Annotated in this window: 31 protein-coding genes; 15 read left to right on the forward strand and 16 right to left on the reverse strand. The window is 70.2% G+C overall.

The genetic code is table 11. The annotated features are described in order from the left end of the window. A partial coding sequence (locus ADE01S_RS29385; RefSeq protein WP_156494269.1) for an NYN domain-containing protein occupies positions 1-832 on the reverse strand: 832 nt, incomplete at its 3' end. Between the two features lie 54 nt (positions 833-886). On the opposite strand from ADE01S_RS29385, the gene ADE01S_RS29390 reads away from it, so the two are divergent. The 4 genes from ADE01S_RS29390 (at position 887) to ADE01S_RS29405 (ending at position 4,113) form a co-directional block, all read left to right on the forward strand. Next, the gene (locus tag ADE01S_RS29390) at positions 887-1,507 is read left to right on the forward strand and encodes a GNAT family N-acetyltransferase (RefSeq protein WP_082775917.1); all 621 of its coding nucleotides are present in this window, start codon (positions 887-889) and stop codon (positions 1,505-1,507) included. 172 nt (positions 1,508-1,679) lie between these two features. Further along, positions 1,680-2,552 carry a motility protein A gene (locus ADE01S_RS29395; RefSeq protein WP_062685302.1) on the forward strand — a complete coding sequence of 291 codons (873 nt, stop codon included), beginning with the start codon at positions 1,680-1,682 and terminating at the stop codon, positions 2,550-2,552. Continuing rightward, on the forward strand, positions 2,549-3,496 hold the full coding sequence (locus tag ADE01S_RS29400) for an OmpA/MotB family protein (protein WP_062685303.1): 948 nt from the start codon (positions 2,549-2,551) through the stop codon (positions 3,494-3,496). The genes ADE01S_RS29395 and ADE01S_RS29400 overlap by 4 nt, the downstream gene beginning before the upstream one ends. 110 nt (positions 3,497-3,606) lie before the next feature. Then, positions 3,607-4,113, forward strand: coding sequence for a hypothetical protein (locus tag ADE01S_RS29405; RefSeq protein ID WP_062685304.1), 507 nt, complete (start codon positions 3,607-3,609; stop codon positions 4,111-4,113). Between the two features lie 26 nt (positions 4,114-4,139). Here the strand turns inward: ADE01S_RS29405 and ADE01S_RS29410 are convergent, their stop codons facing one another. Next, positions 4,140-4,496 (reverse strand): YMGG-like glycine zipper-containing protein, encoded by a 357-nt coding sequence (locus ADE01S_RS29410; RefSeq protein WP_062685305.1) that lies wholly within the window; start codon positions 4,494-4,496, stop codon positions 4,140-4,142. A 193-nt stretch (positions 4,497-4,689) separates the two neighbouring features. Here ADE01S_RS29410 and ADE01S_RS29415 point away from each other — a divergent pair, with 193 nt between their 5' ends. Together ADE01S_RS29415 and ADE01S_RS29420 are read left to right on the forward strand one after the other, a co-directional pair. Further along, a complete protein-coding gene (locus tag ADE01S_RS29415; protein ID WP_062685306.1) occupies positions 4,690-5,160 on the forward strand; it encodes a helix-turn-helix domain-containing protein in 471 nt (156 codons plus the stop codon). Continuing rightward, entirely contained in the window at positions 5,157-5,573 is a 417-nt protein-coding gene (locus ADE01S_RS29420; protein WP_062685307.1) for a VOC family protein, read from the forward strand. Before ADE01S_RS29415 ends, ADE01S_RS29420 begins: the two co-directional genes overlap by 4 nt. Before the next feature lie 7 nt (positions 5,574-5,580). Here ADE01S_RS29420 and ADE01S_RS29425 read toward each other — a convergent pair whose 3' ends face one another. The 6 genes from ADE01S_RS29425 to ADE01S_RS29450 all read right to left on the reverse strand — a co-directional run bounded on the left by ADE01S_RS29425 (position 5,581) and on the right by ADE01S_RS29450 (position 10,356). After that, positions 5,581-6,465, reverse strand: a complete 885-nt coding sequence (locus tag ADE01S_RS29425) for a DMT family transporter (protein WP_062685308.1) — start codon at positions 6,463-6,465, stop codon at positions 5,581-5,583. A 64-nt stretch (positions 6,466-6,529) separates the two neighbouring features. Next, a complete protein-coding gene (locus ADE01S_RS29430) occupies positions 6,530-7,453 on the reverse strand; it encodes a bifunctional helix-turn-helix transcriptional regulator/GNAT family N-acetyltransferase (RefSeq protein WP_062685309.1) in 924 nt (307 codons plus the stop codon). A 76-nt stretch (positions 7,454-7,529) separates the two neighbouring features. Next, positions 7,530-7,979, reverse strand: a complete 450-nt coding sequence (locus ADE01S_RS29435; RefSeq protein ID WP_062685310.1) for a bleomycin resistance protein — start codon at positions 7,977-7,979, stop codon at positions 7,530-7,532. A 91-nt stretch (positions 7,980-8,070) separates the two neighbouring features. Beyond that, positions 8,071-8,730 (reverse strand): glycosyltransferase family 2 protein, encoded by a 660-nt coding sequence (locus ADE01S_RS29440; RefSeq protein WP_062685311.1) that lies wholly within the window; start codon positions 8,728-8,730, stop codon positions 8,071-8,073. Further along, entirely contained in the window at positions 8,702-9,331 is a 630-nt protein-coding gene (locus ADE01S_RS29445) for a class I SAM-dependent methyltransferase (protein ID WP_062685312.1), read from the reverse strand. Before ADE01S_RS29445 ends, ADE01S_RS29440 begins: the two co-directional genes overlap by 29 nt. Then, positions 9,319-10,356, reverse strand: coding sequence for an acyl-CoA dehydrogenase family protein (locus tag ADE01S_RS29450; protein ID WP_062685313.1), 1,038 nt, complete (start codon positions 10,354-10,356; stop codon positions 9,319-9,321). The genes ADE01S_RS29445 and ADE01S_RS29450 overlap by 13 nt, the downstream gene beginning before the upstream one ends. A 159-nt stretch (positions 10,357-10,515) precedes the next feature. On the opposite strand from ADE01S_RS29450, the gene ADE01S_RS29455 reads away from it, so the two are divergent. The 7 genes from ADE01S_RS29455 to ADE01S_RS29485 all read left to right on the forward strand — a co-directional run bounded on the left by ADE01S_RS29455 (position 10,516) and on the right by ADE01S_RS29485 (position 15,764). Beyond that, entirely contained in the window at positions 10,516-10,761 is a 246-nt protein-coding gene (locus ADE01S_RS29455) for a hypothetical protein (RefSeq protein ID WP_062685328.1), read from the forward strand. Positions 10,762-10,880: 119 nt separating this feature from the next. Beyond that, positions 10,881-11,234 (forward strand): YciI family protein, encoded by a 354-nt coding sequence (locus ADE01S_RS29460; protein ID WP_062685314.1) that lies wholly within the window; start codon positions 10,881-10,883, stop codon positions 11,232-11,234. A gap of 429 nt (positions 11,235-11,663) precedes the next feature. Then, positions 11,664-12,074 carry a YciI family protein gene (locus ADE01S_RS29465; protein ID WP_062685315.1) on the forward strand — a complete coding sequence of 137 codons (411 nt, stop codon included), beginning with the start codon at positions 11,664-11,666 and terminating at the stop codon, positions 12,072-12,074. 60 nt (positions 12,075-12,134) lie between these two features. Further along, positions 12,135-12,542, forward strand: coding sequence for a VOC family protein (locus ADE01S_RS29470; protein WP_062685316.1), 408 nt, complete (start codon positions 12,135-12,137; stop codon positions 12,540-12,542). Beyond that, positions 12,539-13,822 carry an RNA polymerase sigma factor gene (locus ADE01S_RS29475; protein WP_062685317.1) on the forward strand — a complete coding sequence of 428 codons (1,284 nt, stop codon included), beginning with the start codon at positions 12,539-12,541 and terminating at the stop codon, positions 13,820-13,822. The genes ADE01S_RS29470 and ADE01S_RS29475 overlap by 4 nt, the downstream gene beginning before the upstream one ends. Before the next feature lie 72 nt (positions 13,823-13,894). Then, positions 13,895-14,719, forward strand: coding sequence for an AraC family transcriptional regulator (locus tag ADE01S_RS29480; protein WP_062685329.1), 825 nt, complete (start codon positions 13,895-13,897; stop codon positions 14,717-14,719). Positions 14,720-14,801: 82 nt separating this feature from the next. Further along, entirely contained in the window at positions 14,802-15,764 is a 963-nt protein-coding gene (locus tag ADE01S_RS29485; protein WP_062685318.1) for a DMT family transporter, read from the forward strand. Position 15,765: 1 nt separating this feature from the next. Here ADE01S_RS29485 and ADE01S_RS29490 read toward each other — a convergent pair whose 3' ends face one another. Then, on the reverse strand, positions 15,766-16,434 hold the full coding sequence (locus ADE01S_RS29490) for an HAD family hydrolase (RefSeq protein WP_062685319.1): 669 nt from the start codon (positions 16,432-16,434) through the stop codon (positions 15,766-15,768). A gap of 70 nt (positions 16,435-16,504) precedes the next feature. Next, positions 16,505-17,683, reverse strand: coding sequence for an MFS transporter (locus tag ADE01S_RS29495; protein ID WP_062685330.1), 1,179 nt, complete (start codon positions 17,681-17,683; stop codon positions 16,505-16,507). 109 nt (positions 17,684-17,792) lie between these two features. Here ADE01S_RS29495 and ADE01S_RS29500 point away from each other — a divergent pair, with 109 nt between their 5' ends. Continuing rightward, on the forward strand, positions 17,793-18,704 hold the full coding sequence (locus tag ADE01S_RS29500) for a LysR family transcriptional regulator (RefSeq protein ID WP_062685320.1): 912 nt from the start codon (positions 17,793-17,795) through the stop codon (positions 18,702-18,704). 38 nt (positions 18,705-18,742) lie between these two features. Here the strand turns inward: ADE01S_RS29500 and ADE01S_RS29505 are convergent, their stop codons facing one another. From ADE01S_RS29505 to ADE01S_RS29515, 3 genes are all read right to left on the reverse strand, one after another. Continuing rightward, on the reverse strand, positions 18,743-19,528 hold the full coding sequence (locus tag ADE01S_RS29505; RefSeq protein ID WP_062685321.1) for a DUF169 domain-containing protein: 786 nt from the start codon (positions 19,526-19,528) through the stop codon (positions 18,743-18,745). 89 nt (positions 19,529-19,617) lie between these two features. Next, positions 19,618-20,403, reverse strand: a complete 786-nt coding sequence (locus ADE01S_RS29510) for a DNA alkylation repair protein (RefSeq protein WP_062685322.1) — start codon at positions 20,401-20,403, stop codon at positions 19,618-19,620. Next, on the reverse strand, positions 20,400-20,930 hold the full coding sequence (locus tag ADE01S_RS29515; RefSeq protein WP_062685323.1) for a MarR family winged helix-turn-helix transcriptional regulator: 531 nt from the start codon (positions 20,928-20,930) through the stop codon (positions 20,400-20,402). Before ADE01S_RS29515 ends, ADE01S_RS29510 begins: the two co-directional genes overlap by 4 nt. Before the next feature lie 120 nt (positions 20,931-21,050). Here ADE01S_RS29515 and ADE01S_RS29520 point away from each other — a divergent pair, with 120 nt between their 5' ends. Continuing rightward, complete coding sequence (locus ADE01S_RS29520) at positions 21,051-21,545, forward strand: GNAT family N-acetyltransferase (protein ID WP_062685324.1); 495 nt, start codon at positions 21,051-21,053, stop codon at positions 21,543-21,545. Between the two features lie 44 nt (positions 21,546-21,589). On the opposite strand, the gene ADE01S_RS29525 is transcribed toward ADE01S_RS29520, so the two are convergent. The 3 genes from ADE01S_RS29525 to ADE01S_RS29535 form a co-directional block, all read right to left on the reverse strand. Then, entirely contained in the window at positions 21,590-22,483 is an 894-nt protein-coding gene (locus ADE01S_RS29525) for a hypothetical protein (RefSeq protein ID WP_062685325.1), read from the reverse strand. Further along, on the reverse strand, positions 22,480-24,339 hold the full coding sequence (locus ADE01S_RS29530) for a caspase family protein (protein WP_062685326.1): 1,860 nt from the start codon (positions 24,337-24,339) through the stop codon (positions 22,480-22,482). The genes ADE01S_RS29525 and ADE01S_RS29530 overlap by 4 nt, the downstream gene beginning before the upstream one ends. Before the next feature lie 176 nt (positions 24,340-24,515). Continuing rightward, positions 24,516-25,271: TRAP transporter large permease subunit (locus ADE01S_RS29535; protein ID WP_156494270.1), on the reverse strand; the 756-nt coding region annotated here is incomplete at its 5' end.

Below are 25,271 nucleotides of genomic sequence, written 5' to 3' on the forward strand. Positions count from 1 at the left end.
CGCCGCCCGTGCTGTCGCGGTACACATAGGTGCCGGCGTTCTCTTCGCGGCCCACTTCCAGCAGGCCGCGCGACTGCGCTTCTTCCAGCAGATTGCCGAACGCGCGGAAGCCGTAGTAGGACTCGTTGAAATCCGGGCGGCGGCGCTTGAGCGCATCCTTCAGGGCGGACGCCCAGATCTTGCCGCTGTCGCCGCGTTCGGCCACCAGCGCGTCGAAGGTCTCGACCACCATTTCGACCGCCTGGGTCTTGCGCGCTTCCAGTTCTTCCTTGCGCCGGCGCTCTTCATCGGGCGTGCGCCGCTGGCCGCCGCTGGCGCCGCGGTTGTCGCGCCGCGCATCGGCGGCGCGCTGGCCTTCGCGCGCCAGGTCGTCGTAGAAAATGAATTCGTCGCAGTTGGCGATCAGCAGGTCCGAGGTGGATTGCTTCACGCCCACCCCGATCACCTTCTTGTTGTTCTCGCGCAGCTTGGACACCAGCGGCGAAAAATCGGAGTCGCCGCTGATGATCACGAACGTGTTGACGTGCGACTTGGTGTAGCAGAAGTCCAGCGCGTCCACGACCAGGCGGATGTCCGCCGAGTTCTTGCCCGACTGGCGCACGTGCGGAATCTCGATCAGCTCGAAATTGGCCTCGTGCATGGGGGCCTTGAATTCCTTGTAGCGCTCCCAGTCGCAATACGCTTTCTTGACGACGATGCTGCCCTTGAGCAGCAGGCGCTCCAGCACGGGGCGGATATCGAACTTGTGGAATTTGGTGTCGCGCACGCCCAGCGCCACGTTCTCGAAATCGCAGAAAAGCGCCATGCTGACGCTTTCGTTGGGGTTGTTCATGTTTTGCTCCAGTTCAGTGGCGGTCGCCGGGCGAGACGCCGCCAGATGTCGCTCATGATATACATATCTGCCGGCCGCCATGGCGCCCAGCCCCCTTTTCCCGTGCCCGCAGACCCGTTCCCGCCCCCTCTGTCCACCGCCCGCCTCGTTCTCCCGCCCCTGGACGTCCGGGACGCGGAGGCCGTCCAGCGCATCTTTCCCCAATGGGAAGTGGTGCGTTACCTGGCCGACCAGGTGCCCTGGCCCTATCCTCCCGACGGCGCCCGCCACTATCTGGAACAGGTGGCGATCCCCGCCATGCGCCGGGGCACGCAGTGGCATTGGTCGATCCGCACGCGGGCCGAGCCGGACCGCCTGATCGGCATCGTCAGCCTGATGGACGACGAGGCCGGCAACAACCGCGGCTTCTGGCTGGACCCCGCCTGTCGCGGCCGGGGCTACATGACCGAGGCCAGCGAGGCCGCCACCGCCTATTGGTTCGAGGCGCTGGGCAAGCCGGTGCTGCGCGCGCCCAAGGCCGTCGCCAACATCGCCTCGCGCAATATTTCGCTGCGCGGCGGCATGCGGCTGGTCGGCACGGAAGAGCGCGGCTACGTCAGCGGACGCCTGCCCACGGAGATCTGGGAGATCACCCGGGAGGAATGGCTGGCCCGGCGCCAGGCCGCCGCCGGCTGAACCGACCCCGTTTCCGCGGCCCCGGGCGGGCGAACCGGCGGGCCGGGCCAAGCCGGCGCTTACCGCCCTTTTCGCCCCGCTTTCCGGCCGATTGAGCCGCGCCGGTCCTGGCTAGAATTCCCGAAAATCCGGCATTCCGCGCTCGGAATGCCTTTGTTATCGGGCAAGTTCCATGAATCCGTCTACCCTCATCGGCGCCGCCGTCGGCCTGTTTACCGTGGTCATCGTCGTGGCGCTGGCCGCCACCGACCCGGGCCTCTACGTCAACCTGCCGGGCCTGGCCATCGTGCTGGGCGGCACCTGCGCCGCCCTGTTCATCGCCTATCCGCTGTCGGAGGTGGTGCGGATCTTCAAGCTGGTGCGCACCGTGTTCCGCAACGACCAGCACGACCAGCAGCGCGACATCGACGAGCTGGTCGCGATGGCCCAGCTGTGGATGAACACCGACGTGCGCAAGGTCGAGGCGGAGCTCAAGAAGGTCTCCAACCCCTTCCTGCGCACCGGCGTGCAGCTGATCATCGACAACACCCCGGAAGACCAGATCATCGAACTGCTGCAATGGCGCGTGGCGCGCCTGCGCGCCCGCGAGCAGGCCGAGGCCCAGATGTTCCGCGTCATGGCCACCTTCGCGCCCGCCTTCGGCATGCTGGGCACGCTGGTCGGCCTGATCAACCTGATGTCGGTGCTGGGCGACGGCAGCATCCAGGTCATCGGCCAGCAGCTGGCCATCGGCCTGATGACCACCTTCTACGGCATCCTGCTGGCCAACCTGGTCTGCAAGCCCATCGCGCTGAAGCTGGAACGCCGCACCGCGCGGCGCGTCGAGTCCATGAACATGGTGCTGCAGGGCATCGCCATGATGTGCGAGAAGCGCGGCCCCGCCGTCGTGCGCGAAACCCTGAATTCCTTCGTGATGCACGTCGAAGACGAGATCTACGACGGCGGCGCCGCCAAGGCGAAGGCCCCGCAAGGCAAGGCGGAAGGCCAGGTCAAGCCCGCCGCCCAGCCCGTTTCCATCGCCCGCCCCGCAGCCGCGCGCCAATGAGCCTGATTTCGCCCACCCTGGCGCAGCGGATCGAGCAGGCCCGCCAGGCCCAGCTGCGCGCCCAGAAAGCGGCCGCCGACAGCGGCTGGCGCCAGAGCAAGAGCGGCCGCCAGGACCGCTACGCCCGCTGGCACGTCGAGGAAACCGTCGAACAGGATTCCGAAAACTGGCTGCTCAGCTACCTGGACCTCATCACCCTGCTGTTGGCCCTGCTGGTGGTGCTGCTTGCCCTCACGCGCCTGCACGGCCAGGCCTTCGGCCATAGCGAAGAGCCGGTGGAGCTGGTCGGCACCCTTGCCGCCAGCGGCCTGCCCACGTACGACGGCGAGTATTCGGATTTCGATTCGGTGGCCATCCCGGCCAGCTGGGCCGAGCTGCCCGCCCCCGCCGCGCCCGCCGCCGCCGTTGCCGGCGCCCAGGCCGCGCAGGAAGGCGATATCGTCGCCGAGGCCGCGCCCCCGCTGCGCGCCCCGTCCAAGGAATCGCTGGGCCTGGCCGATCTCGGCAACTCGGTGGACGTGATCGTCAACGAGCAGTCCGTCAGCTTCCGCATCAGCAACGAGCTGTTGTTCCCCTCGGGCCAGGCCACGCTCAGCCCGACCGGCCTGGACGTCATCAAGCGCCTGGCCGGCATCCTCAACAAGAACGAGTACCAGGTTTCGGTCGAAGGCCACAGCGATCCGGTGCCCATCCAGACGCGCCAGTTCGCCTCCAACTGGGAGCTGTCCAGCAGCCGCGCCACCAGCGTGCTGCGCGAGCTCGTGCGCGACGGCGTCGCGCCGCAACGCCTGCGCGCCGTGGGTTACGCGGAAACGCGCCCGATCGAATCCAACGACACGCCGACGGGCCGCGCCGCCAACCGCCGGGTCGAGCTGATCATGGACATTACCGCGCCGCAGAAGGCGGCGCAGGCGCCGGCGGCGGCCGCGTCCGGCAAATCCTGACCTGCCCGGGCGCCCCGCGCCCGGCAATACGCCAAATTGGGTATGCGCGAAGCGCGCGGGCGCCTGCAAACTATCTCCGGTTCCAACACGCCACGCGTCCGGAGATTGCCATGGCCCCCCCGCTGATCAAGTTCGCGCCGAATGCCAGGCAGACCGTGGTCGGCCCGCGCACCCGGGAGCTGGTGATCCGGCTGCTGGAGCAGGCCGCCTGCCCGTCCTGCCTCATCACCAGCACCAGCCGCACGCCCTCCGAACAGGCGCGCGCCATGTACAACAATATCCGCGCGCTGGGCGTGTCCAGCCAATTGGCGCTGTATGCGGACGCGGGCGACCAGGTGATCGAGGAATACGTGCGGACCCGCCGGCTGGGCCTGGCGCCGGCTTCCATCATCGCCGCCATGACGGCCACCATCAACGCCGTGGGACCGTCCAAGGTCAGCCTGCACTGCTCCAATCCGAACGAGGTGAACGTCATCGACATCGCGCCCTCGTCCATCGACGACCCCAGGGCCTTTCTTCAAGCGATAGAAGCCGCCGAGGCCAGCGGCGCGATATCGCGGTTCTTTTCGCCGGGCCGCCACGACCCGGCGTTCCATCTGGAGATTCCGCAGGGCTGAGCGGCGGCCTCGGGCCGGCCGCGCCCTCAATGCCGGTAGTGGCCGTTGCCGCGCCCGTTCCCGCGGCCATGGCCGCGATAGCCGTCATGGCCGCGGTAGCCGGCGCGCCGGTAGGAATCGCCGCGGCCGCGATCGCGGTCCCAATGGCGGCGGCCCCGGCGGTCATCGTCGTCGGTGATGACGTGCCCCAGCACCCCGCCGGCGGCGGCGCCGCCCAAGGTCAGCCAGGGGTCGCCGTCCGACAGCAGCGCGCCGGCCACGCCGCCCAGCCCGGCGCCGATCACCGTATTGCGGGTCTGCTTGTCGGCCAGCGCCGCGCCGCTGAGTCCGAGCGCCAACGCGCCCGCGAGCACGGCCTGGATCAATCGTTTGGTGATGGGCATATTTATTCTCCTTGTCGCGCGCCGCCCCATGCATCGGGACGATCCGCAGTCGCTATCACTATCGGCATGGGCAAGGTATCACTTCAGCTCTGTGTCAGTCTTGCGGCTTGAGATACCGGGTGTATAAGCTGTTTCAGTCGCTTTCCCGCCCTGCGCCTACACTGGACCTCTCTCGTCCGCCCCCGTCGAACCCATGGCCCCCGCCCTGCTGCGCCGCCTGCTGCGCGCCAAAGACCGCATGGATGCCGCCGCCCACGAGGCCTGGCCCGTCCAGCGGCTGGCCGCGATCGCCGGCGTCACCGAAGCCCATTTCGCGCGGTCCTTCAAGCAGGCTTTCGGCCTGCCGCCGCATCGCTACCTGCTGACGCGACGCATCGGCCTGGCCATCGCGCTGCTGCGCGACAGCCCGGCCGGCATTACCGAAATCGCCTACGCCACGGGCTGGGAAAGCCTGGGCACCTTCGGCCGCGTGTTTCGCGACGTCACCGGCATGAGTCCGGGCGCCATGCGCCAGCGGGCGCGCGAGGCCGGCGACGAACTCGCGGGCATCCCGGCCTGCGTCCTGAACGCCGCGCAGCGCCCCGACCTCAACATCGCAGTTTTGGAGAAGCGCCGCCGCCAGGCCGGCGCTACAGTCCCGCCATCAACCCAGGAGGTCTCATGAACCAAGGCATCAATGTGGCGGGCGTATACGTCGACGATCAGGACGAAGCGCTCGCGTTCTATGTGGGGAAGCTCGGTTTCGTCGTGCACGCGGATGTGCGCAACGGGCCTTACCGCTGGCTCACCGTCGGGCATCCGGACCAGCCCTCGTTCCAGCTCGGCCTGTTCCGGCCGGGCGCGCCGATCCACGACGAGGCCACCGCCCGGATCCTGCTGGAGATGGTGGCGAAGGGCGCCATGCCGCCGCTCGTCCTGCATGTGTCCGATTGCCGGGAAAGCCATGCCCGCCTGCGCGCCGCCGGCGTCGAATTCACGCAGGAGCCGGTCGAGCGCTACGGCAGCATCGATGCCGGTTTCCGCGACCCCGCGGGCAACGGCTGGAAAATGATCCAGGCGCCGCAAGCCGCGGCCTGACCCGGCCCTAGCCTTTCGGCGCGCGGCCTTCGCGCGTGCCGAACCAGACCCCCGACAGCACGAGGACGAAGGCGCCCGCCAGGCGCCAGGTCGGGGGATAGGCCGCGCCGAGCAGCTCGATGACGACCGCCGTGATGGGCGCCAGCGCCTGGAACGCCATCACGCGGCTGGCCTCCAGGCGGCCCAGCGCCCACAACAGGCAGAAATACCCCAGCCCGCTGGACAGCCCGATGAACACGACGTTGGCCCACTGCGCGGCCGACAGCCGGGGCGCCAGCGGCGCGCCGCTGGCCAGGCAGATCGCCGCCAGGAACACGACCGACACGAACATCGCGAACGCGCTGACGCTCAGCGCCGGATACCGGGCGAGATACGGCCGGTACAGGAGGCTGCATGCGGCGCCGATGAACGTGGCGCCCAGCAGCGCCGCCCAGGCGCGGACGTCGAACGCGCCCTGCCCCGCCGCCGACGACGGCGCGAGCAGCACCACGATGCCGATGACCGCGACGCCGGCCCCGCACAGCCGGGACGCGCTGAAGCGCTCGCGGCCGGTGGCGAGCGCCAGGCACATCGTCACCAGCGGCAAGGTGGAGAACACCAGCGCGCAGCTCGCGGCCGGCAGCCGCGCCAGCGCGTAGTTCATCAACAGCATCAAGACCGCGAACTGCAAAATTCCCAGCCCGCCCATCGCCAGCAGGTCCTTCGCGGAGATGCGCGCCGACCCTCCGCGCAACGCCGGCGGCACGAGCAGCGCCAACCCGATCGCGTACCGCAGGAAGGCCAGGGTCTCGGGCGTGGTGTCGGCCGACACGGTCCGCGTGGACACCATGGCGGCGCCCACCAGCATGCCGGTGACCGCGGCGGCGCCGATCGCCTTGGCGTAGTCGTTCATTCTGGACCGCGCTCGTCGCGCGAGCAGGCGGGATCGCCCGGCGCGGCGAGGCGCGCCTGCGCGATCACAAGTCGCGGGCCCACACTTGTCCGACCAGGTCCTGGCCGAAACTGTGGTGCGCTTCCTCTTCGATCAGCTGGAAGCCCGCTTTTTCGTAGATGCGCCGCGCGTCCGCCAGCACGCTGTTGGTCCACAACATCATGCGCGCATAGCCCGCCTGCTTCGCGAACCGCAGGCATTCGTCCACCAGGCGGCGTCCGATCCCCAGCCCGCGAGCGCTGGCGTCCACGTACAGCAGCCGCAGCTTGGCGGTCGTGTCGTCCTGCCGCACCACGAACACCGATCCGACCATCCTGCCGTCTTTCTCGGCGATCCAGCAGCGTTCGCGGCTCCGATCGAATTCGCGGATGAACCTGGCGACGATCTCCGCCACCAGGGCTTCGTATTCGGCGTTCCAGCCATATTCGCGGGCGTAGACCATCGCCTGGTTGGCCACCACGAGGCCCATGTCCCCAGGCAGCGGATCGCGCAGCAGGTAGCCCGCGGGCGTCGTGTCGCTCAGTAGATTCTGGATGTCGTTCATGGCGCCTACCAGCTGCTGTTGCGCTGGCTCCGGAAGTTGCTCAAGCACGGCGATGACTTCGTTTCGGGAGGCCCGGTCCAGGGGCGCGAACGCGGCGCGCCCGGCCTCGGTCAACGCCAGCTCGGCGACGCGCGCGTCCGCGGCGGACCGCGTCTTGGCGATCAGGCCTTGCTTCTCGAAGCCCGAGACCACGCGGCTGACGTAGCCCGCGTCGAGGTTCAGTTCCCGGCACAGATCGGAGGTGCTGATGGCGGGCCGGTGCGCCAGCTCATAGAGGATGCGGACTTCCGTCAGCGAAAACTCGCTGGCCAGCAGGTGCTCGTGGAGCACCCCGATGTGCCGCGTATAGAAGCGGTTGAACTTGCGCACCGCCTCGGCACGCCCGTATAGCGCCTGGTCCGACATGGCCACCCCAAACTATTTGCCTGAGGCATATTATTACTTGCTTTTAGCAAGTATTCAATCCAGATGCCGGAATCCCCTAGTCCAGATCGGCCGCGAACCTCAGCAGATAGCCGTCCGGATCCTGCACCAGGAGTTCCTTGCAGGCCGCCCAGCCGGCGCCCACCCGGTAACGCTTTTCCTCGATGGGACGGAACAGCGGCCAGCCGGCGGCCTCCAGCGCGGCGGCCAGCGGTTCGACGGCGGGCACCTGCATCTGGAAATTGATGCCGCGCCCGAAGGGCCGCTCCAGCGGGCCGGTTTCCCAGGCGCCGTTGATTTCGCACAGCATGAACTGCAACGGGCCCCGTTCGATGTAGGCAAAGCCCGCCTCCACGCGGGCATACGCGACTTCGAATCCCAGCAGGCCGCGCCAGAAGGCCAGGCTCGCCGCCAGGTTGGAGACGTCCAGTTCGGGAACCAGCGGCGCGAAGCCGCCGGTGGGGGTTCGGCCTTCGGAGGGCGCGGAGTTTCGTTCTTCTTGGTTCATATCGCACATCCTGTTTTGTTTGCGGGCATGGCAGGCGCGCCCGATGCCCGGTCGTCTCGCGTGCCGCGATACTACAGGAGGGCAAGTGACATCACGCCTGAAAGGCGCGCAGCGCGGTGGCGAAGCCGCCTTCGACCCGCGAGTGCGGACGCGCGCTGGTGACGACCCGAGGGCGGGCGCTCCAGGCGATGCGGCAGCCGTCGAGCAGCAGCCGGTCCACCAACGCCTGGTCTTCGCTGCAGGCGAGCGCGCGAAAGCCGCCCGCCCGGCAGTATGCCGGCGCAGCGATCCCCAGGTTGGCTCCGTGGACGTGGCGGTGCCCGTCCCGGTCCTGATAGTGCAGGGAGAATCCGCGGCGCGCGGCGCGGGCCTGCGCGCCATGGGCTGCCCAGCCCGATACCCCCACGGTGCCGCACACCACGTCCGCCTGCAACGACAACTGCTCTACCAGCCAGCGGGGCGAGACGCGCGTGTCCGCGTCGGTGAACGCCAGCCAGCGCGCGCCGGCTTCCAGCAGATGCCGGGCGCCGGCCGCCCGCGCCATGCCCACATTGCGGGCCCGTATCGCCAGGCAGCGTACCGGCCAGGCGGCGGCCAGCGTCGCCGTCCGGTCCCGGCACATATCCAGCACGACCACGATCTGGACGGGCTCGGCCCGCAACAGCGGATGCCGGGCTGCCGTCGTGGCCGACTTGAGGCAGGCGCCGATATAGCGCTCTTCGTCATGGGCGGGAATGCAGATTCCGATCATCGTCCCCTCCTTCTTGCGGCGCTTCCCCGCGCCAGCTGTCCAGCCTGAACTCGGTTTCCCGATGGCTGGCCAGCGGGCGCAGGCCGGGCAGGCGGCCGATGGCCTCGTGCACGGCGTCCGTGGCCAGGAGCCGGTCGGAAAAATCCCCGCGCCAATGGCAAGCCACCACTTCCGCGCCCGGCCGCAGGCTGCGCGCCAACGCGTCCAGGAACCGCGACAGGTCCTCGCGGCGCAGGTAGTAGCCGAATTCCGAGATGACGGCCAGATCGAAGCCGCGCTCCGTCCGCGCGGGCCATTGAGCGGGCAGGTCCCGCTTCAGCGCCCGCACGCCCGGCAATCCGCTGGCGGCGATCCGCGCCTGGCAGCGCAGGATGGCGGTGTGGGACAGGTCGACCGCGCACACCCGGTCGCAGCGTTGCGCGAGCCGCAGCGTGAGATCCCCTTCGCCGCAGCCCGGCTCGAAAGCATGGGCATAGCGGTCGCGGCTCAAGGTGGCCAACAGGAGTTCGCGCTTGCGCCGTTCATACCAGTGGGCGCGCAGCCCCCACGGATCTTCCCGGCTCCGATAAAGCCGCTCGAAGTGCGCCGCTACAGTGTCCATGGCGGCTCCGCCAGCGCCGCCACGAGCTGGCCATGCGCGGCTAGATCGCGTTCGGCATGGCTTTGGCGGATGTACACGGGCAGGTCCGCCATGGCCTGGGCATAGCCCGCGTCCTGACACAAGGGGCCGGCGCCCAGGGCGCGCGCGGCCCGGCGCAACGCTTCCTCCGCCGCGGCCTCGACCGCCAGCCTGGCCCTTGCCGTCGCGAGCGCGCAGCCATCGTCCGGGTGCGCGTCGATCTCGCTCGCGGCCTCGCGCAGCATGGCGCGCGCCTGGGCGACCGCGGTGTCGACGGCGCCCAGATGGGCCATCCGGTGCGGGTCGGACGGCGCCGCCGCGGCGCCCGCGCGCAGCTGCCGCGCGATGCGCCTGACGCCGCCGAACCAACACGCGGCGACCCCGGCGCCGCCGTGCAAAAAGCCCGGCCTGTGCACATAGGCATCCGGCGCGCCGACGGCCGCCGCCGGCACGTCATCGAACCGCACATTCACCGTGGCGCTGCCGCGCATGCCTATCGCTTCCCAGCCCGCGTCGACGAACGCGACGCCGGCCTGCTCCAGCGACACGGCGGCCAGGCACGGCCGGCCTTCGTCATTCCAGCCGCTGACCAGCGCATGCGTTATGCCGGCCGCGCCGGAGCACCATGCTTTCGTTCCCCGCAGCGTCACGCCCGCACCGGGTGCGCGGATGATGGCGACGCGATTGCCTGGCGGCTCGGCGCACCATACGCCCCAGCGGCTGCCGCGCGGCGCGAGCGCGAGCGCGCCCAGTTCGGCCAGGATGGCCAGCGCATCGGTATGACCTTCGAACAGTTTGGCGAGCGCCAGGTCGGCCTCCCCCACCTGCGCCAACGCCCGCCAGCGGCCGAGCGTCTCGCCGGACCCGGGCAAGGGCAAGGCGCCGCATCCCGCGTCCACCAGGAGACGCAGCCGCCGGCCCGTGTCGGCCGCCGGGAATGGACCCGCCAACAGCTCGTCCAGCCCGCGGGGCGCGGGACCGGGCAAGGAGGAGATTCTTGTAGGCATGCCGTCCGCAGCTGTCGGGAAGAAGCCCCCTGTCCAGCAAACGGCGTACCCGCCAAGGCCGGCGCCCGCCGCGGCCGGCCGGCATGGCGATTGCTGGAAGCAACCGCCTCGGGCGGAATGCCCCCGGCCTTCCGCCATGAACCGGGATGGACAATGCACATGGACGCGGTATGGGAGTTCCTGCAATGGCCGGCCATGGCCGCCTCGCTCGCGGCCGCGTGGCTGGTGGCGTCACGCGGCATGGGCAAGCGGCATGCGGGTTTCTGGGTATTCCTGCTGAGCAACGTGTTGTGGATCGCCTGGGGCTGGCATGACGGCGCCTATGCGCTGATCGCGCTGCAACTGGGCCTGGCCGCGCTCAACGTTCGCGGCGTGCTGAAAAACGACGCCTCGCGCGACGGGTGAACGCGGCCGCCTCCGGTTGCCCGGCGGGCGTCCCCCGAGGCCGCATTCCGGGATGGCGGCCAGGCGGCAATCGGCGGTAATCTGGCGGACCCGGCCTCTCGCCCGTACTGGAAGCGTCCATGTCCTACCTGCTTTTCATCGTCGAACCGGTGGGCCAGCGCGCCCAGCGCACGCCCGAAGAGGGCCGCGAGGCCTATGCGCAAATGGTGGACTATGCCGAAAGCCTGAAGTCGCGCGGGCTGCTGGCGCGCGCGGAATCGCTGAAGTCCGAAGCGGATGCGGTGCGGCTACGGATCCGCGACGGCGAACGCTCGCTGCTGGACGGCCCCTATGCGGAGGCCAAGGAAATGATCGGCGGTTTCTTCCTGCTGACCTGCGAGACGCGCGAAGAAGCGCTGGCGCTGGCGGCGGAGTGCCCCGCCGCCCAATGGGCGACGGTGGAGGTGCGCGAACTGGGGCCCTGCTTCATGTAGGCCAGGCCCCGCGTCCGCGGCCGATCCGGCCGGCGGAGGCTAGCAGTTCCCCTTCTTGGCCTGCCCCGGCGGACAGAAGCCGCCCCGGCCGCCCCCGTCGTGGGGATCGACGATGACCGAACCGCCGGGGGTATAGACGGCACAGCCCGAAAGCAGGGATGCCACCAAAGCGAGGCTACACAGGATCTTCATATCGTTACCGAGAGTCTGGAACGCTGGGAGTGTAGGGACGGATAGTGAAACCAGGCCCGAGCCTTCGTAACCATTTGCTTGACGCCGGCGGCGCGCCGGGCGTCCCGCGCGGCTCCCGACTCAGTACATACCCTAGGTTTTCTGTTTTCCTGTCGATTCGGCATGTTGCGATTCGTCGTGCCTGTACAAGCCCCGGAACCGTCCGGCGCTGCGTTTTCCCAACCAAGGAGACCAGGAATGCGATTCATGATCCTCGTGCGGGCCATGCCCGACAGCGAAGCCGGCGTCATGCCGGAGGAAAGCATGCTTGCCGCGATGACGACCTATCACGAAGCCCTGGCGAAGGCCGGCGTGCTGCTGGACGCCAACGGCCTGCAGCCTTCGTCCAAAGGCTGGCGCGTGCGCTACGACCACGGCCAGCGCTCGGTGGTGGACGGGCCTTTCGCCGATACCAAAGAGCTGATCGCCGGCTACACCATGATCCAGGTGCGCTCGCGCGAAGAAGCGATGCAGTGGTCGCTGCGCTTTCCCGAGCCTTTCGTCGGCCAGCCCTGCTCGATCGAAGTGCGCCAGATGTACGAGCTGGACGATCTCGGTCCCAGCGAGGCCGTCGAACGGTTCCGGCAGATCTCGACCCAGGGCCGCTGAACGGCCCGCCCCGCCCTCCCCCGCCAGCTCCCCGCGGAAACCCAACGGAAACCACACATCATGTCCAAGCAGATCTTCGTCAATCTCCCCATCGCCGACATGCAGAAATCGCAGGCCTTCTTCAAAAGCCTGGGGTTCAGCTTCAATCCGCAATTCACCAATGACCAGGGCGCGTGCATGGTCGTCAGCGACGACATCTACGTCATGCTGCTGGTGACGGATTTCTTCCAGACCTTCACCGGCAAGCCCGTGGCCGACGCCACCCGGACCACCGAAGTGCTGATCGCGCTGTCCTGCGACAGCCGCGCCGAGGTCGACGACCTGGTGGCCCGGGCGCTCGCCGCGGGCGGCACCGCGCCGCGCCCGCCGCAGGACCACGGCTTCATGTATGCCCACGGCTTCGAGGACCTGGACGGCCACGTCTGGGAACTGGTGTACATGGTGCCCGGCGAGACGCCCGTCGTATGACGGCGCTGGCGGCCACCCATCGCGCGATCGAGGCGGTCTGGCGGATAGAGGCCGCCAGCGTCATCGCCGGCGTCGCGCGCCTGGTGCGCGACGTCGGCCTGGCGGAAGAACTGGCGCAGGATGCGCTGGTGGCCGCCCTGGAACGCTGGCCCGAAACCGGCGTGCCGGACAACCCGGGAGCGTGGCTGATGACCACCGCGAAGAACCGCGCCCGCGACCGCCTGCGGCTGGACGCGCTGCATACGCGCAAGCATGAGCAGATCGGCCGCGAGCTGGAGGCCTTGCAGGCCGACGTGGAACCCGACTTCGTCGACGCGCTGGACGCAGCGCGTCAGGACGATATCGGCGACGACCTGCTGCGCCTGATGTTCACCGCCTGCCATCCGCTGCTGTCGACCGAGGCGCGGGTGGCGCTGACGCTGCGGCTGCTGGGCGGCCTGTCCACGGCGGAGATCGCGCGCGCCTTCCTGGCGTCGGAATCGACCGTCGCGCAGCGCATCGTGCGCGCCAAGCGCAGCCTGTCGGCCGCGCGCGTGCCGTTCGAAGTGCCGCCCGCCGAAGCGCGCGCGCAGCGGCTGGCCTCCGTGCTGGAAGTCATCTATCTGATCTTCAACGAAGGCTATTCGGCCACGTCCGGCGACGACTGGACCCGCCCCGCCCTGTGCGACGAAGCGCTGCGCCTGGGCCGCATCCTGGCCGAACTCGCCTCCGGCGACAGCGAGGCGCACGGGCTGGTGGCGCTGATGGAGCTGCAGGCGTCGCGCCTGCGCGCGCGCGCCGATGCCCAGGACCGCCCCGTGCTGCTGATGGAGCAGGACCGCGGCCGCTGGGATCCGCTGTTGATCCGCCGCGGGTTGGCCGCGCTGGCTCGCGCGGACGCGCTGGGCGGCGCCCGCGGCCCCTATGCGCTGCAGGCCGCGCTGGCCGCCTGCCACGCCCGGGCGCGCACGCCCGAAGACACCGACTGGCCGCGCATCGTGGCGCTGTACGACGCGCTGGCGCAGGCCCAGCCCTCGCCGGTCGTGGAGCTGAACCGCGCCGTGGCGGTCGGGATGGCGTTCGGGCCGCAGGCGGGGCTGGACCTGGCCGACCAGCTGGCGCTAGACCCGGCGCTGGCCAACTACCACTGGCTGCCCAGCGTGCGCGGGGACCTGCTGGCCAAGCTGGGCCGCCAGGATGAAGCCCGCGCCGAATTCGAGCGCGCCGCCGGCATGACGCGCAACGCCCGCGAGCGCGAACTGTTGCTGGAGCGGGCCGCTGCGATGGGCGCGGGCGGGTGACGCGTCCGGCATGCTTAAATTCCGAAGATGCTTCCCGCCCACGCCCTTGCCCCGGATTCCGCCGCGCCCGCCATGCCGGGCGTGCCGGCGGCGTTCGACCATCCGGGCGACCGCGCCGAATTCCGGCAGGCGCCGCATCGACCCGGCGTGGAGCTGTACCGGGCCCACATCATCCGGCATGCCTTCGAGCCCCACACCCACGAGGCCTACGGCCTGGGCGCCATCGAATCCGGCGTCGAGCGCTTCCGCTACCGCGGCTCGGAACATCTGGCGCCGCCCGGCTCGGTGGTGCTGATGAATCCCGACGAGCTGCACACGGGCCGCGCCGAAACCGAAGGCGGCTGGCGCTACCGCATGGCCTATCTGGATCCGGACGTGGTGGCGCGCGTGACGGGCGACAGCGACTGGTGGTTCGACGCCGCCGTGGGCCGGGACGCCCCGGGCGCGCAGCGCGTCACCGCCCTGCTCGATACCCTGTGGCAGGCGCGCGAACCGCTGGCCTTCGACAGCGCGCTGTATGCGCTGCTGGCCGAATTCCGGCGCCATGCGCGCATGGCGCGGCCCGCGAAAACAGAGGGCGCGCCGCGCTTCGCGCCCGTGATCGACTACCTGCGCGCGCACCTGTCGCGCCGCCTCACCCTGGATGAGCTGGCGGCCGTGGCCGGGCTCAGCCCTTTCCACTTCCTGCGCAGCTTCCAGGCCGAATACCACGCCACGCCGCAGCAAATGCTGATGGCGCTGCGGCTGTTCGACGCCAAGCGCCGGCTGGCCGCGGGCGAGCCGCCCGCCCAGGTGGCGCTGGCGGCCGGCCTCACCGACCAGGCCCACCTGACCCGCGCCTTCTCGCGCCGCTACGGCGTCACGCCCGCCCGCTACCAGAAACAAGTGCGTTCCTGAGGCCGGCGCGCAGCAAGCTGGTACAAGACGCCCCGGCCCCGCCCCCGGTAGATTGGAGCCTGACCGACCTGGAGCGAATCGTATGTGGGCTGGAACCCTTTACGCCCTGGCCGCCGGCCTGATGTGGGGGCTGGTGTTCGTGGGCCCCTTGCTATTGCCGGAATATCCGGCCGCGCTGCAATCGGTGGCGCGCTACCTCGCGTTCGGCCTGATCGCGCTGCCGCTGGCCTGGCTGGACCGCCGCGCCCTGCGCCAGCTGAGCCGCGCCGACTGGGTCGAAGCGCTGAAGCTGGCCGCCATCGGCAACCTGCTGTACTACCTGTGCCTGGCCAGCGCCATCCAGCGCGCCGGCGGCCCGCTGCCCACCATGCTGATCGGCACGCTGCCCGTGGTGATCGCCATCAGCGCCAACCTGCGCAACGCGCGGCGCGACGGCAAGCTGCCCTGGAAGCGCCTGGCGCCTTCGCTGGCGCTGATCGCGCTGGGCATCGCCTTCGTCAACCAAGTGGAGCTCCAGGCCTTGCGCCAGGAGGCCGACGCCGACCTGCGCCGCTATGCCGTCGGCGCGCTGCTGGCGCTGGGCGCCGTGGCCTGCTGGACCTGGTATCCGCTGCGCAATGCCGACTGGCTGCGCGCCCACCCCGACCGCAGCCCGCGCACCTGGGCCACCGCCCAGGGCGTGGCCACGCTGCCGCTGGCGCTCGCGGGCTATGCCGCGCTCTGGGGAGGAATGGCAGCCGCCGGGAGCGCCTTTCCGATGCCGGCCGGGCCGCGCCCGGAAGTGTTCCTGGGCCTGATGGCCATCATCGGCCTGTTCGCGTCCTGGCTGGGCACCCTGTGCTGGAACGAGGCCAGCCAGCGCCTGCCGACCGCGCTGGCGGGGCAGCTCATCGTGTTCGAAACGCTGGCGGCCCTGGCCTATGCCTACATCCTGCGCGGGCAGATGCCGCAGCCGCTGACGCTCGCCGGCATCGCCTGCCTGATGATAGGCGTGCTGCGCGCGGTGCGCGTCAAGCCCGAGCCGCTGCCCGCCGCCGCGGCCTGAACTACAGGATCTCCGGCAGACGGCGCAGGTCGTCGATGACCTCGGAGGCGCCTTCGTCCAGCAGCCGCTGGCGCTGGTCCGGCCCGTTGTGCGACGCGCCCACGAAACCGATGGCGCGCATGCGCGCGGCGCGTGCCGCCCGCACGCCCGGCACGCTGTCTTCCACCACCACGCAATCCAGGATCGCGGCGCGCATCTGGCGGGCCGCGAACAGGAAGACATCCGGCGCGGGCTTGCCGCGCGCCACCTGGGCCGTGCTGAAGACGTTCGGCGCGAACGCCTCCCACAAGCCCACCATCCTCAAGGCCGCCTCCAGCTTGGCCGGCATGCTGCTGGAGGCCACGCAAACGTCCATGCCGCGCTTGCGCAACGTAGCCACCGTCTCGGCCGCGCCGGGCAGCGCGCGCAGTTCCTGGCGGAACGTGGCTTCCAGCCGGTCCGCGTACTGGCGGGCGAATCCGTCCGGCAGGCTGCGATCGTTTTCCTGCTGCAAGGTGCGCCACATGTCCGCGTCGGGAATGCCGGCGAACCGGCGCGCCGCCTCTTCGGGCGTGATGGCGATGCCGTGCGCGGCCAGGGCGCGCGACTGGGCGCGCGCCGCGATGATCTCGCTATCGATCAGGACGCCGTCGCAATCGAAAATGACCAGGCGAGGGGCAGGCGTATGCATAAGGGCTCCACGAAAGACGAGCCCCCATGATATGCCGGCGGCGTGACACCGGCGCGTCCGGCGGCGCCGCCTACAGCCCCGCGGCCGCCAGGCGCCGCAGGCGCCAGGCCAGGAGCACGCCGCCCAGCCCCGCCGCCGCCACGATGAAGGAGGCCGAGGTCCAGCCGTAGCGGTCGATCGCGCCGCCCACGGCCAGCGGCCCGATCACCTGCCCGAGGTTGCTGCCCTGCATGACCAGCCCCACCGATGCCGCCGTCAGGCCGGGACGCGGCGCCAGCAGGGGCGCCGTGTTCAGCAGCGTGGCCGGTATCAGGCCGCCCACCGCCGAGAACAGCACGCACAGCAGGAAGGTGGGCATGGCCGGCAGCACCGAGCGGAAGATGAGCAGCGCCACCGCGCCCATCGCCACGCTCGCGCAGGCGATCAGCGTGGACCGCCGCCATCCGCGCGCCAGCAGCATGCCCGCGCCCAGGTTGCCGACCACGTTGGCGGCGCTGGCGATGGCGCTGTACAGGCCGGCCGTGGCCAGCGACAGGCCCAGCTGCTCGGTCAGCAGGACCGGCAGGAAGGTGAACAGCGCGAAGAACATCAGGCTGTAGAGCGTGAACGAGAGCGCCAGCAGGCCCGGGCCGGGCGCGCCCACGGTGTCGACCGTGTCCTGCCGCAGGCTGCGCCACGACAGCCGCGCCCCGGGCGGCGTGGCCGGCGCCAGCGCCGCCACGCTGACCAGCGCCACCGCCACCGCCGCGCCCGCGCACCACCAGTAGGCGCGCCAATCGCCGAAGGCCTGCGAGGCCAGCATCGCGATGGCCATGCCGGCGGGCATGTAGCAGCTCCAGAGCGCGAAGGCGAAGTCCCGGTTGGAGGCCGACACCATGCGTTGCAGGGCCGCCGGCCCGGCAACCGAAATCATCAGGAACCCCAGGCCCTCGACCACGCGCGACGCCAGCAGGACGCCGTAGGTGGGCGCCGCGGCCCCCAGGACCGCGCCCGCCGCCGTCGCCGCCAACCCGGCCAGCAGCATGCGCCGGGCGCCATAGCGCGTGATGACGCCGCCCGCCGCAATCCCCCCGAACATGCCCAGCAGGGAAAACACCGCCGCCAGCGCCCCGATCGACGCCAGGTCCAGCCCCAAGTCCTTGCGCAACAGCGGCGCGGCGATGATGAGCTTGCCCACCTGCAGCGCCGCCACCACGCCAGCCCCCACGATCGCCAGCACCGCCCCCCAACGCGCTCCTTCCTTGCCCATCTCGTCTTTGCCCCTTGTTTCGAACCCGGCCAGCATGCCACCGCGGACCGATTCCGGTAAGTGATAATCTTCTGATTGGACTGATCGATTCAATAGATCGAGTGGCAGGATGATAGACGCCCTTACCCTGGATCAGCTGCGCGTGTTCGCCGCCGTCGCCGACACCGGCAGTTTCCGCGCGGCGGCGCGCCGCCTGTCGCGCGTGCAATCGGCCGTCAGCCACGCCATCGCCAACGTCGAAGCGCAACTGGGCGTGACCCTGTTCGACCGCGGCGGCCATCGCCCCGTGATCACGCCGGAAGGCGAAGCGCTGCTGGCCAATGCCCGCGACATCCTGCTGCGCGTGGACGCCCTGCGCGCCCGCGCCCAGGGGCTGGGCGAAGGCGTCGAGCTCGAACTCTCCGTGGCCGTGGATACCTTGTTTCCGATCGCGCAGGTGGGCGCCGCCCTGAACGCCCTGCGCGCGACCTACCCCTCGGTCTCCGCCCGCGTTTCGGTGCTGCCCCTGGGCGGTCCGATAGACGCGCTGCTGGCGCGCAGCCATACGCTGGGCATCATCGCCGGCGAGCATTTCCGCCATCCCCATATCGCCGTGCAAGCGCTGTCGTCCGTGCAGATGGTGGCCGTGGTCGGCGCGACGCACGCGCTGGCCGGGCATATGTGCGCCGACGCGCCGCTGGGCCCGGCCGAGCTCGCGGATCACGTGCAGATCGTGCAATCCGACCCTTCCGCGCTGACCCAGGGGCGCGACTTCGCGGTGCTGTCGCCGCAGACCTGCCGCGTCAACGGCCAGGACGCCAAGCACGCCCTGATCGTCGCCGGCGTAGGATGGGGCCGCCTGCCGCTGTGGCTGGTGGAGCGCGACCTGGCCGAGGGCCGCCTGCTGCGCCTGCCCACCGACAGCCTGGGACGCGGCAGCCAGGTGGCCACCGAAACCTATCTGGCTCACCGCATCGACCAACCCCTCGGACCGGCGGCCCGCGTCCTCGCGGCCGCGCTGCGCGGCGGCGACCGCGCCTAGCCTGGCGGCCGATTGCCGGCCTGGGCAAGGCTCCAGCCTTAGGGCTTGCCCGCCCGCTGCGCGTAGCTCACGCCCATGCCGGCCCGCACGTCGTTCTGGATGCCGTAGGGCGGTATGGGATAGCGCAGCCCGTTGGCCGACAGGGCCTTCATGCCCTCGATGGCGATCGGCAGATAGCGCGGCGGCAAGGCCATCAGCATTTCCTCGTCCGGCACGCCGCCATAGCGGCGCTCGGCGAAACAGGGCAAGGACAGGCTGGGCTCGCCGGTGGCCAGCGCCCGGCCCCAGGAGTCCGCGCACGCGGTCTCGCCCACCACGCTCCAGTCGAAGCGCCGGTAGTTCTTCCATTGCAGGCCGTTGATCAGGATGATCATCTGCCCGGGCGTGGCGTAGACGAGGCAGATGTCGGGAGGATCGAGCCGGCCCGAGGCCAGGGGCGAAACCACCATGCCGCGATACCTGCCCGCCGGCACACAGGACAGCGCCTCCTGGCGGGCGCGCGCGTCCTCCGGCGTGGCGTGCCACACGCCGACGTAGTCCTTGCCGCTCTTCCAGGCCTCGTCTTGCGGCCCCAATCCGATCACGGCGCGGCACTGCGCGCCGACCAGGTCGTCGCCCGTGATGCCCACGGTCCAGCCCAGCCGGGCCGCCATGCCCACGATCTGGTCGGTGGTGTGCGTGGCTTGCGGGCGCCGCAAGCCCTTCACCGTCGCCATGTCCTCTTCGCGCTCGTAGAGCTTCATGCCGATGACCGTGGTCTTCAGGCGCAGCAATCTGTTCAGGTCATCGACCAGCGATGCCCAATCCGGTGTCGTCTCTTCCATGCCCGTCCTTTGGACTGTTGTGCGCGGCCGGGGCCGCCGTGCCGCGGGCGATCCGCGGGCTGGAACGACTATAACGAATCGGACGCCGCCTACCCGCCGATCGAGCGCAGCGCCCGCTTGCAGATGCGTTCGGTGGCGGCGGCGGGCCGGCCGGCCGACCAGCGCGCGCAGACCTCGCGCACCCAATCGGGCCGGTCCTTGCTGGCGTCGTTCAGCCAATTCGCCACCGAATCCTGCACGTAGACGGCGGGGTCGGCGCGCAGCCGTTCCAGCAGCGGCAGCGCCCGGCCCGGATCGGCCTTCAGCGCGGCGATATGCGCGCACCAGACCCCGCGCGGACGCAGAGCCTCGCAGGCGAACCGCCGCAGCCGCTCGGAGGGTTCCGCCGTCCATGGCCGCAGCAACCGCAGCGCCTCGTCCAGGTCGGCGGCCAGCCTGGGCCGGACGGCGAGCCAGGCCCATTCGCGCACGCCGAAATGCGCGTCGTCGGCCAGCGGACGTATCCGCGCCAGGCACTCGTCCAGCGTCGCCGCCGGCGCCGCGCCCGCCATGAAGCAGGCCCAGCCGCGCACGGTGTCCGAGCGATGCGCCTTCAGCATCTCGAAGCCCTCGGGCCCCAGCCGCTCGTCCAGGAGGTGCGCCGCCAGCGCCATGCGGCGGGAAATGCCCAGCGCCGCCTGAGCCCGCATCGCGGCCACGGCGTCGGCCCCGGCCTGCGGCGCCGCCGCCTGCATCAGCGCGGCGAAATCCACGGCCAGGCATTCGGTCAGGGTGGAGGCCGGCTCGCCCGCGTTGAGTTGCGCCAGCCGTTCCCCGGCGATGTCCTTGACGCCCCTGCCCGCGGGCTTGGGCGCGGGCGGCGTGGCCTTGCTCATGATGGCATCTCCCCGGTGGCGGCGCGGCCCGCGTCGGTGGCGCGCCAGATAAGCGCCAGCAGCTCGCGCAGCCGCGCCCGGTCCGGATCGTCCAGGCCCGCGAACAGCGAGCCGATCCAGTCCGTGTGTTCCTGGAACAGCCGGGCCGCCGCGGTCCTGCCCTTGGCGGTCAGCTTCACCCTGATCTTGCGGCGGTCGTCCTTGCCGGCCTGGCGCGACAGGAAGCCGTCGCGCTCCAGCCCGTCCAGCAATCCGGTGACCGTGGCGCGCGTGACGCCGGCGCCTTCGGCCAGCTCGTGCGGCGCCATCCCATCGGCCTGTTCATGCAACAGGAACAGCAGCACGAACTTGCCTTCGGACAGCCCGCAAGGCGCCAGCCGGGCCGCGCAATCGCGGTCGATGGCCGCGGCCAGCGACAGCAGCTGGAAACAAAGGCCGATGCCGTCGGCCGAGGGCAGGCCCCGACCTGCCGCCACGTCCAGCAACGCGCGGTGTTTGGGCTCCAGCATGGGTTGCGCGTCCTGCATGGAAGGCGCTCCGGAAATGAATGAGCAAATATAGTAAGGCACCTAACTATATGCGCGCAAGCGCGGGCCCGTCGAGACACCCGCTATCATGGCCGTTGACCCGGCCTCTCGGTACCGCCCATGTCCACCCTATCCGCCAGCGTGACGCTGCGCCGCCTGCGCGCGGACGACGTGCCCATGATTCTCGCCATGGAGTCCGACCCCGAAGTGATGCGCCACAGCACCGGCGTGAAGCCCGCCACCGACGCCCGGCGCGAGGAATTGCTGGCCTGGCTGCGCGAACCGCCCACGGACATCGGGCATTGGGCCGTGGTCGCCCAGGACCGGGCCGTCGGCTGGATCAGCCTCACGCCGCTGGCGGGCACCGGCGGCATCCAGCTCGCCTATCGACTGTGCCGCGATGCCTGGGGCCGCGGCTATGCCAGCGAGGCGGGCCGCCAGCTCTGCGCCCATGCGTGGCGCGCGCTGGACGTGCCCGAACTTCTCGCCGTCGCCTGGCCCGCCAACCTCGGCTCGATCCGGGTCCTGGAGAAGCTGGGGTTCGCGTTCCGGGGCATGGAGCAGCACTACCAGCGCCAGACCGCCGTCTACGCGCTCGCCCGCCCCGCCCCCTGAACCCCGAATCGCCGCCGTTCCTGCGGCGCGCCCCCAGCCGTGCTTCACGCGACCAGCGCGTCGTGGATGCGCCTGGCGACTTCCGCGTCTTCCAGGTATCCCTCGATGCCATGCCGGTTGCTGGTGGAGTTATCGACGTCGATCTTGTTCTCGATGGCCGGGACGATCCCGAAGTTGCGCTCGTCCAGCGAATACAGCGCGACCACGTCGCGGGGATCCCGGGCGTTGAACCAATGGCCCACGCAATCCGGGTGCCGCACGCCGCCCAGGCGCCCGCGTATCGCCTTGATGCCCAAAGGCGAGCCCAGCGTGATCAGGGCCGGCACGCGCCAGCCCGCCTCGCTGCCGGCTTGGCGCAATAGCAGGTAGGCGACGATGGAGCCCAGCGAATGCGCGACCACCACCTTGTCCCGCGGACGGTCGAACGCCTCGCCGACGCCGCCGTTGATCGCGCCGCGCACATTGGTATTGCGCAGGTAGAGGGAGACGTCGCTGGTCAACAGGCCGATCAGGACGCCGCTGCCCGGCACGCGCTGGTCGATGGCCCGCAGCACCGCATGCACCCAGCGCCAGTTCTGCGGCCCGCGCTCGACCGCGACCGGGCCGGTGGCGGGCGGAAGATTGCGACGGATCTCGTCTTCGCCGATCCCGCAGGCGGCGATGTATTCGTTCAACAAGGCCAGCAGCAGGCCCGCGGCGATATCGTCCGCCTGGGCGCCGCGCACGATGATCTTCGCGGCGTCCGCTTCGGAAATGCCCGCCAGCAGATCCCGCAGCGTGTCGCCGTAGTACGGAAAGCGGATGCGCTCCTCGGGGATGGGCTGGGTCAGCCCCGCCGCCGCCAGCCCCCTGCCCCAGGCCTCGATCCAGGCGCGCTTGAGCGCCTTCGAATCCTTGTCCTGCTGCGACCGGCCATGGATCAGCACCAGTTCCTTCATGCCCTGGGCACCTCCATCTCGCACACCTCGGCCGGGCCGACCTGCGGCTGCAGCCAGGCTTCCAGCGCGCGCACGCCTTCCGGCGTGTAATGCGCCCACAGCGAGCCGGTGTCGTACTGGCGCAGGTCGCGCAGTTCCCGCGGCAGGTTGCGCCCCAGGGAATCCATCAACACCCATCCCGTGGACTGCATCGGCGTCGCGGGCAGGAACCCGGTCACGCCATAGTCTTCCCGCAGCATGTCGCCCGACAGGAAGGCCAGGTCGAACAGGCGCGCGCCCAGGTTCTGCCAGAGATAGTATTGCAAGGCGCGGATGCGCTCGACCTCGCCGATCTCGCGATAGGCATACGCGGCGTGCAGGGCCAGCACGGGATCCAGGAAGCGGAGCCCCTGCATGCGGGCCTCCAGCATCCGGGCGCTGGCCCGCCCGAGCGCGAAGCGCCCCTGGCTGGCGGCTTCGGCCACGGCCGCGCGCAGCCACCGCAGTTCGCGCAGGTCGTCCGCGTCGGCCTGTCCGTCCAGGGGTTCGTAGCGCAGCGCGAAGCCGCCCTCGGCGTCGAATTCCACGATGCCCGCGCATCCCGGAAAAACGGGCAGCAGCGTTCCGGAGCCGTCGCGAAAGATCAGCAAGGCTTGCGCCGGGCTTGAAAGATGGGGGAACTCCCACGCCGTGTACGGTTCCAGGCGGGCGCCGGGCGCCGGATGATAGACGTCGGCGCGGGATCCTATCCTGCCGTCGTAGTCGTGGCACACCACGCGCCGGGCCTCGCGGCCCCGCAGGATGAAGCCCGGTTCGCGCAAGGCGGGCTCTTCGCCGATGGCGCGCCGGATCACGCTGTGGAGCAGGCTGCCCGCCGGGTCCGACAGGTTCCGCGACACCTGAAGCTCCAGGCCCGCGACGTCCGCCGGGTGCGTGAGCAGGTATTCCACGAGGCTGCCGACGGGCAGCGGCGGCAGGTCGTCGTCTGGCATATCGTCGTCCCGTGTTCCGTCCTCGGCCGGCCCGGCCTCGCCGTCGATCCCCTTGCCGTCGCCGCGCGACCCGGGCCCGGGCGGGCGCGGACGGGGAACGCCCTGCGGCTTCTTCACGTCGAAGCGGGCCACCCAGGCGCGATCGTCGGAGCTGATGCGCGCGTCCGGCTCCTGGCTGACCCCGACGGCCATGCCGCGCCGGAGCAGGTCCTTCGGCACCAGCGCCATCAACGCCTCGCTCAAGGGCCGGGGCCGGATGAAGCCATCGACCACCAGCTTCGGCTCGCCGCCGCGCAGCACGTCGCAGAGCACTTCGGTATAGACCGCCTGATAGACCTCGTTCACTCCGACCAGCGTCGGCAATTCGAGCGCGGGCGCGCCCGGACGGGTGGCGTAGAAGATATCGACCCCGCAGCCGGGGCCGCCGTCGTCGAAACTCGGAAAGATGGTGGCGCCGTAGATCCGGTTCTGGAGCACGTTTTTCGCGACGGTCCTGCAGGCGTCCGAGATCAGCACCACGTGCGGGATCCGGCCATACCGCGCCAGGTCGAAGCAGGCCTCCAGGTTGACCGCTGCGTTCGGGTCTCCCGGCGCGTCCGACAGGAGCCAGAACTCGTTGCGGCCGAGCATGCAGCCGTGTCCGGAGAAATAGACGATCAGCTGTTCCAGCGTATCCAGGCCGATGAGCCGGTCGACGGCGCGATAGATGCGCCGCGCCGTGACGGGATGGTCCGCGCCATCCGTGAGCCGGACGATGCGGTCCTCGGGGATGCCCTGTTCCCGGGCCCACGCTTCCATCTGGTCCACGGCGCTTTCTACCGCCTCCAGCCGGCCCAGGTCGCCCTGGGTGCGGCTGACGCCGACAAGCACGATTGCCCGGTCCATGCTGCCTCGCTTTGACGCGACACCCGCGCCTCTGAGGGTTGGCTGGTTCCCGCAAGCCGAACCAGCGGCCAGCTTACGTCCGCGCGCGAGGCCCCCGCAATGATGCATCCGTACTAGGGTCCGGTGCCCATGAGCCGCGGCATCCGGCGCCGGGGCTAGCCCTGGCGCCGGATGCCCTAGCGATACAGCACCGTGGGCAGCCACATGCCGATGCCCGGGAACACGTAGAGCAGGAAGATCGCGATCACCTGGATGCCCATGAACGGCATCATGCCCATGAAGATCTGGTTGAGCGTGACGTGCGGCGGCGAAACGCCCTTCAGGTAGAAGGCGGACATGGCGACCGGCGGCGAGAGGAACGCCGTCTGCAGGTTCAAGGCCACCAGGAGGCCGAAGAACAGCGGATCGATGCCGAAGGTATTCAGCAAGGGCACGAAGATGGGCATGAAGATCACGATGATCTCCGTCCATTCCAGCGGCCAGCCCAGGAGGAAGATGATGATCTGCGCCAGCAGCAGGAACTGCAGCTGCGACAGCCCCAGCGACAGCACCCATTCCTCGATGATGCGCTGCCCGCCCAGCAGCGCGAACGCCGCCGAGAAGATCGAGGAACCCACGAACAGCCAGCACACCATGGCGCTGGTCTTGGCCGTGAGGAAGACGGATTCGCGCAGCACGGGCAGGTTCAGGCGCCGGTACGCCAGCGCCAGCAGCGCGCCGCCCATCGCGCCCATGGCGGCGGCCTCGCTGGGCGTGGCCAGGCCGAAGGCGATCGACCCCAGCACCGCCGCGATCATCACGGCCAGCGGGAAGAAGGAGGCCATCAGCATCCTGAAGATCTCCATGCGGGCCCACGTCAGCATGGCGTAGAACACCAGCATCACCGCTGCGCAGATGGCCGCGAAGATCCAGAACCCGGTGGGCGCGGCGAT

Origin of the sequence: Achromobacter denitrificans NBRC 15125, assembly GCF_001571365.1 — a bacterium.
GTDB lineage: Bacteria > Pseudomonadota > Gammaproteobacteria > Burkholderiales > Burkholderiaceae_B > Achromobacter > Achromobacter denitrificans.

Excerpts from the sequence above, each read along its gene's own strand:
- ADE01S_RS29410 (WP_062685305.1), bottom strand. The coding sequence starts at position 4,496 with ATGCCCATCACCAAACGATTGATCCAGGCCGTGCTCGCGGGCGCGTTG.
- ADE01S_RS29420 (WP_062685307.1), top strand. The coding sequence starts at position 5,157 with ATGAACCAAGGCATCAATGTGGCGGGCGTATACGTCGACGATCAGGAC.
- ADE01S_RS29460 (WP_062685314.1), top strand. The coding sequence starts at position 10,881 with ATGTCCTACCTGCTTTTCATCGTCGAACCGGTGGGCCAGCGCGCCCAG.
- ADE01S_RS29415 (WP_062685306.1), top strand. The coding sequence starts at position 4,690 with ATGGCCCCCGCCCTGCTGCGCCGCCTGCTGCGCGCCAAAGACCGCATG.
- ADE01S_RS29390 (WP_082775917.1), top strand. The coding sequence starts at position 887 with ATGATATACATATCTGCCGGCCGCCATGGCGCCCAGCCCCCTTTTCCC.
- ADE01S_RS29500 (WP_062685320.1), top strand. The coding sequence starts at position 17,793 with ATGATAGACGCCCTTACCCTGGATCAGCTGCGCGTGTTCGCCGCCGTC.
- ADE01S_RS29470 (WP_062685316.1), top strand. The coding sequence starts at position 12,135 with ATGTCCAAGCAGATCTTCGTCAATCTCCCCATCGCCGACATGCAGAAA.
- ADE01S_RS29490 (WP_062685319.1), bottom strand. The coding sequence starts at position 16,434 with ATGCATACGCCTGCCCCTCGCCTGGTCATTTTCGATTGCGACGGCGTC.
- ADE01S_RS29430 (WP_062685309.1), bottom strand. The coding sequence starts at position 7,453 with ATGTCGGACCAGGCGCTATACGGGCGTGCCGAGGCGGTGCGCAAGTTC.
- ADE01S_RS29440 (WP_062685311.1), bottom strand. The coding sequence starts at position 8,730 with ATGATCGGAATCTGCATTCCCGCCCATGACGAAGAGCGCTATATCGGC.
- ADE01S_RS29510 (WP_062685322.1), bottom strand. The coding sequence starts at position 20,403 with ATGAGCAAGGCCACGCCGCCCGCGCCCAAGCCCGCGGGCAGGGGCGTC.
- ADE01S_RS29495 (WP_062685330.1), bottom strand. The coding sequence starts at position 17,683 with ATGGGCAAGGAAGGAGCGCGTTGGGGGGCGGTGCTGGCGATCGTGGGG.
- ADE01S_RS29525 (WP_062685325.1), bottom strand. The coding sequence starts at position 22,483 with ATGAAGGAACTGGTGCTGATCCATGGCCGGTCGCAGCAGGACAAGGAT.
- ADE01S_RS29405 (WP_062685304.1), top strand. The coding sequence starts at position 3,607 with ATGGCCCCCCCGCTGATCAAGTTCGCGCCGAATGCCAGGCAGACCGTG.
- ADE01S_RS29465 (WP_062685315.1), top strand. The coding sequence starts at position 11,664 with ATGCGATTCATGATCCTCGTGCGGGCCATGCCCGACAGCGAAGCCGGC.
- ADE01S_RS29515 (WP_062685323.1), bottom strand. The coding sequence starts at position 20,930 with ATGCAGGACGCGCAACCCATGCTGGAGCCCAAACACCGCGCGTTGCTG.
- ADE01S_RS29395 (WP_062685302.1), top strand. The coding sequence starts at position 1,680 with ATGAATCCGTCTACCCTCATCGGCGCCGCCGTCGGCCTGTTTACCGTG.
- ADE01S_RS29455 (WP_062685328.1), top strand. The coding sequence starts at position 10,516 with ATGGACGCGGTATGGGAGTTCCTGCAATGGCCGGCCATGGCCGCCTCG.
- ADE01S_RS29480 (WP_062685329.1), top strand. The coding sequence starts at position 13,895 with ATGCCGGGCGTGCCGGCGGCGTTCGACCATCCGGGCGACCGCGCCGAA.
- ADE01S_RS29520 (WP_062685324.1), top strand. The coding sequence starts at position 21,051 with ATGTCCACCCTATCCGCCAGCGTGACGCTGCGCCGCCTGCGCGCGGAC.
- ADE01S_RS29445 (WP_062685312.1), bottom strand. The coding sequence starts at position 9,331 with ATGGACACTGTAGCGGCGCACTTCGAGCGGCTTTATCGGAGCCGGGAA.
- ADE01S_RS29435 (WP_062685310.1), bottom strand. The coding sequence starts at position 7,979 with ATGAACCAAGAAGAACGAAACTCCGCGCCCTCCGAAGGCCGAACCCCC.
- ADE01S_RS29450 (WP_062685313.1), bottom strand. The coding sequence starts at position 10,356 with ATGCCTACAAGAATCTCCTCCTTGCCCGGTCCCGCGCCCCGCGGGCTG.
- ADE01S_RS29400 (WP_062685303.1), top strand. The coding sequence starts at position 2,549 with ATGAGCCTGATTTCGCCCACCCTGGCGCAGCGGATCGAGCAGGCCCGC.
- ADE01S_RS29475 (WP_062685317.1), top strand. The coding sequence starts at position 12,539 with ATGACGGCGCTGGCGGCCACCCATCGCGCGATCGAGGCGGTCTGGCGG.
- ADE01S_RS29425 (WP_062685308.1), bottom strand. The coding sequence starts at position 6,465 with ATGAACGACTACGCCAAGGCGATCGGCGCCGCCGCGGTCACCGGCATG.
- ADE01S_RS29505 (WP_062685321.1), bottom strand. The coding sequence starts at position 19,528 with ATGGAAGAGACGACACCGGATTGGGCATCGCTGGTCGATGACCTGAAC.
- ADE01S_RS29530 (WP_062685326.1), bottom strand. The coding sequence starts at position 24,339 with ATGGACCGGGCAATCGTGCTTGTCGGCGTCAGCCGCACCCAGGGCGAC.
- ADE01S_RS29485 (WP_062685318.1), top strand. The coding sequence starts at position 14,802 with ATGTGGGCTGGAACCCTTTACGCCCTGGCCGCCGGCCTGATGTGGGGG.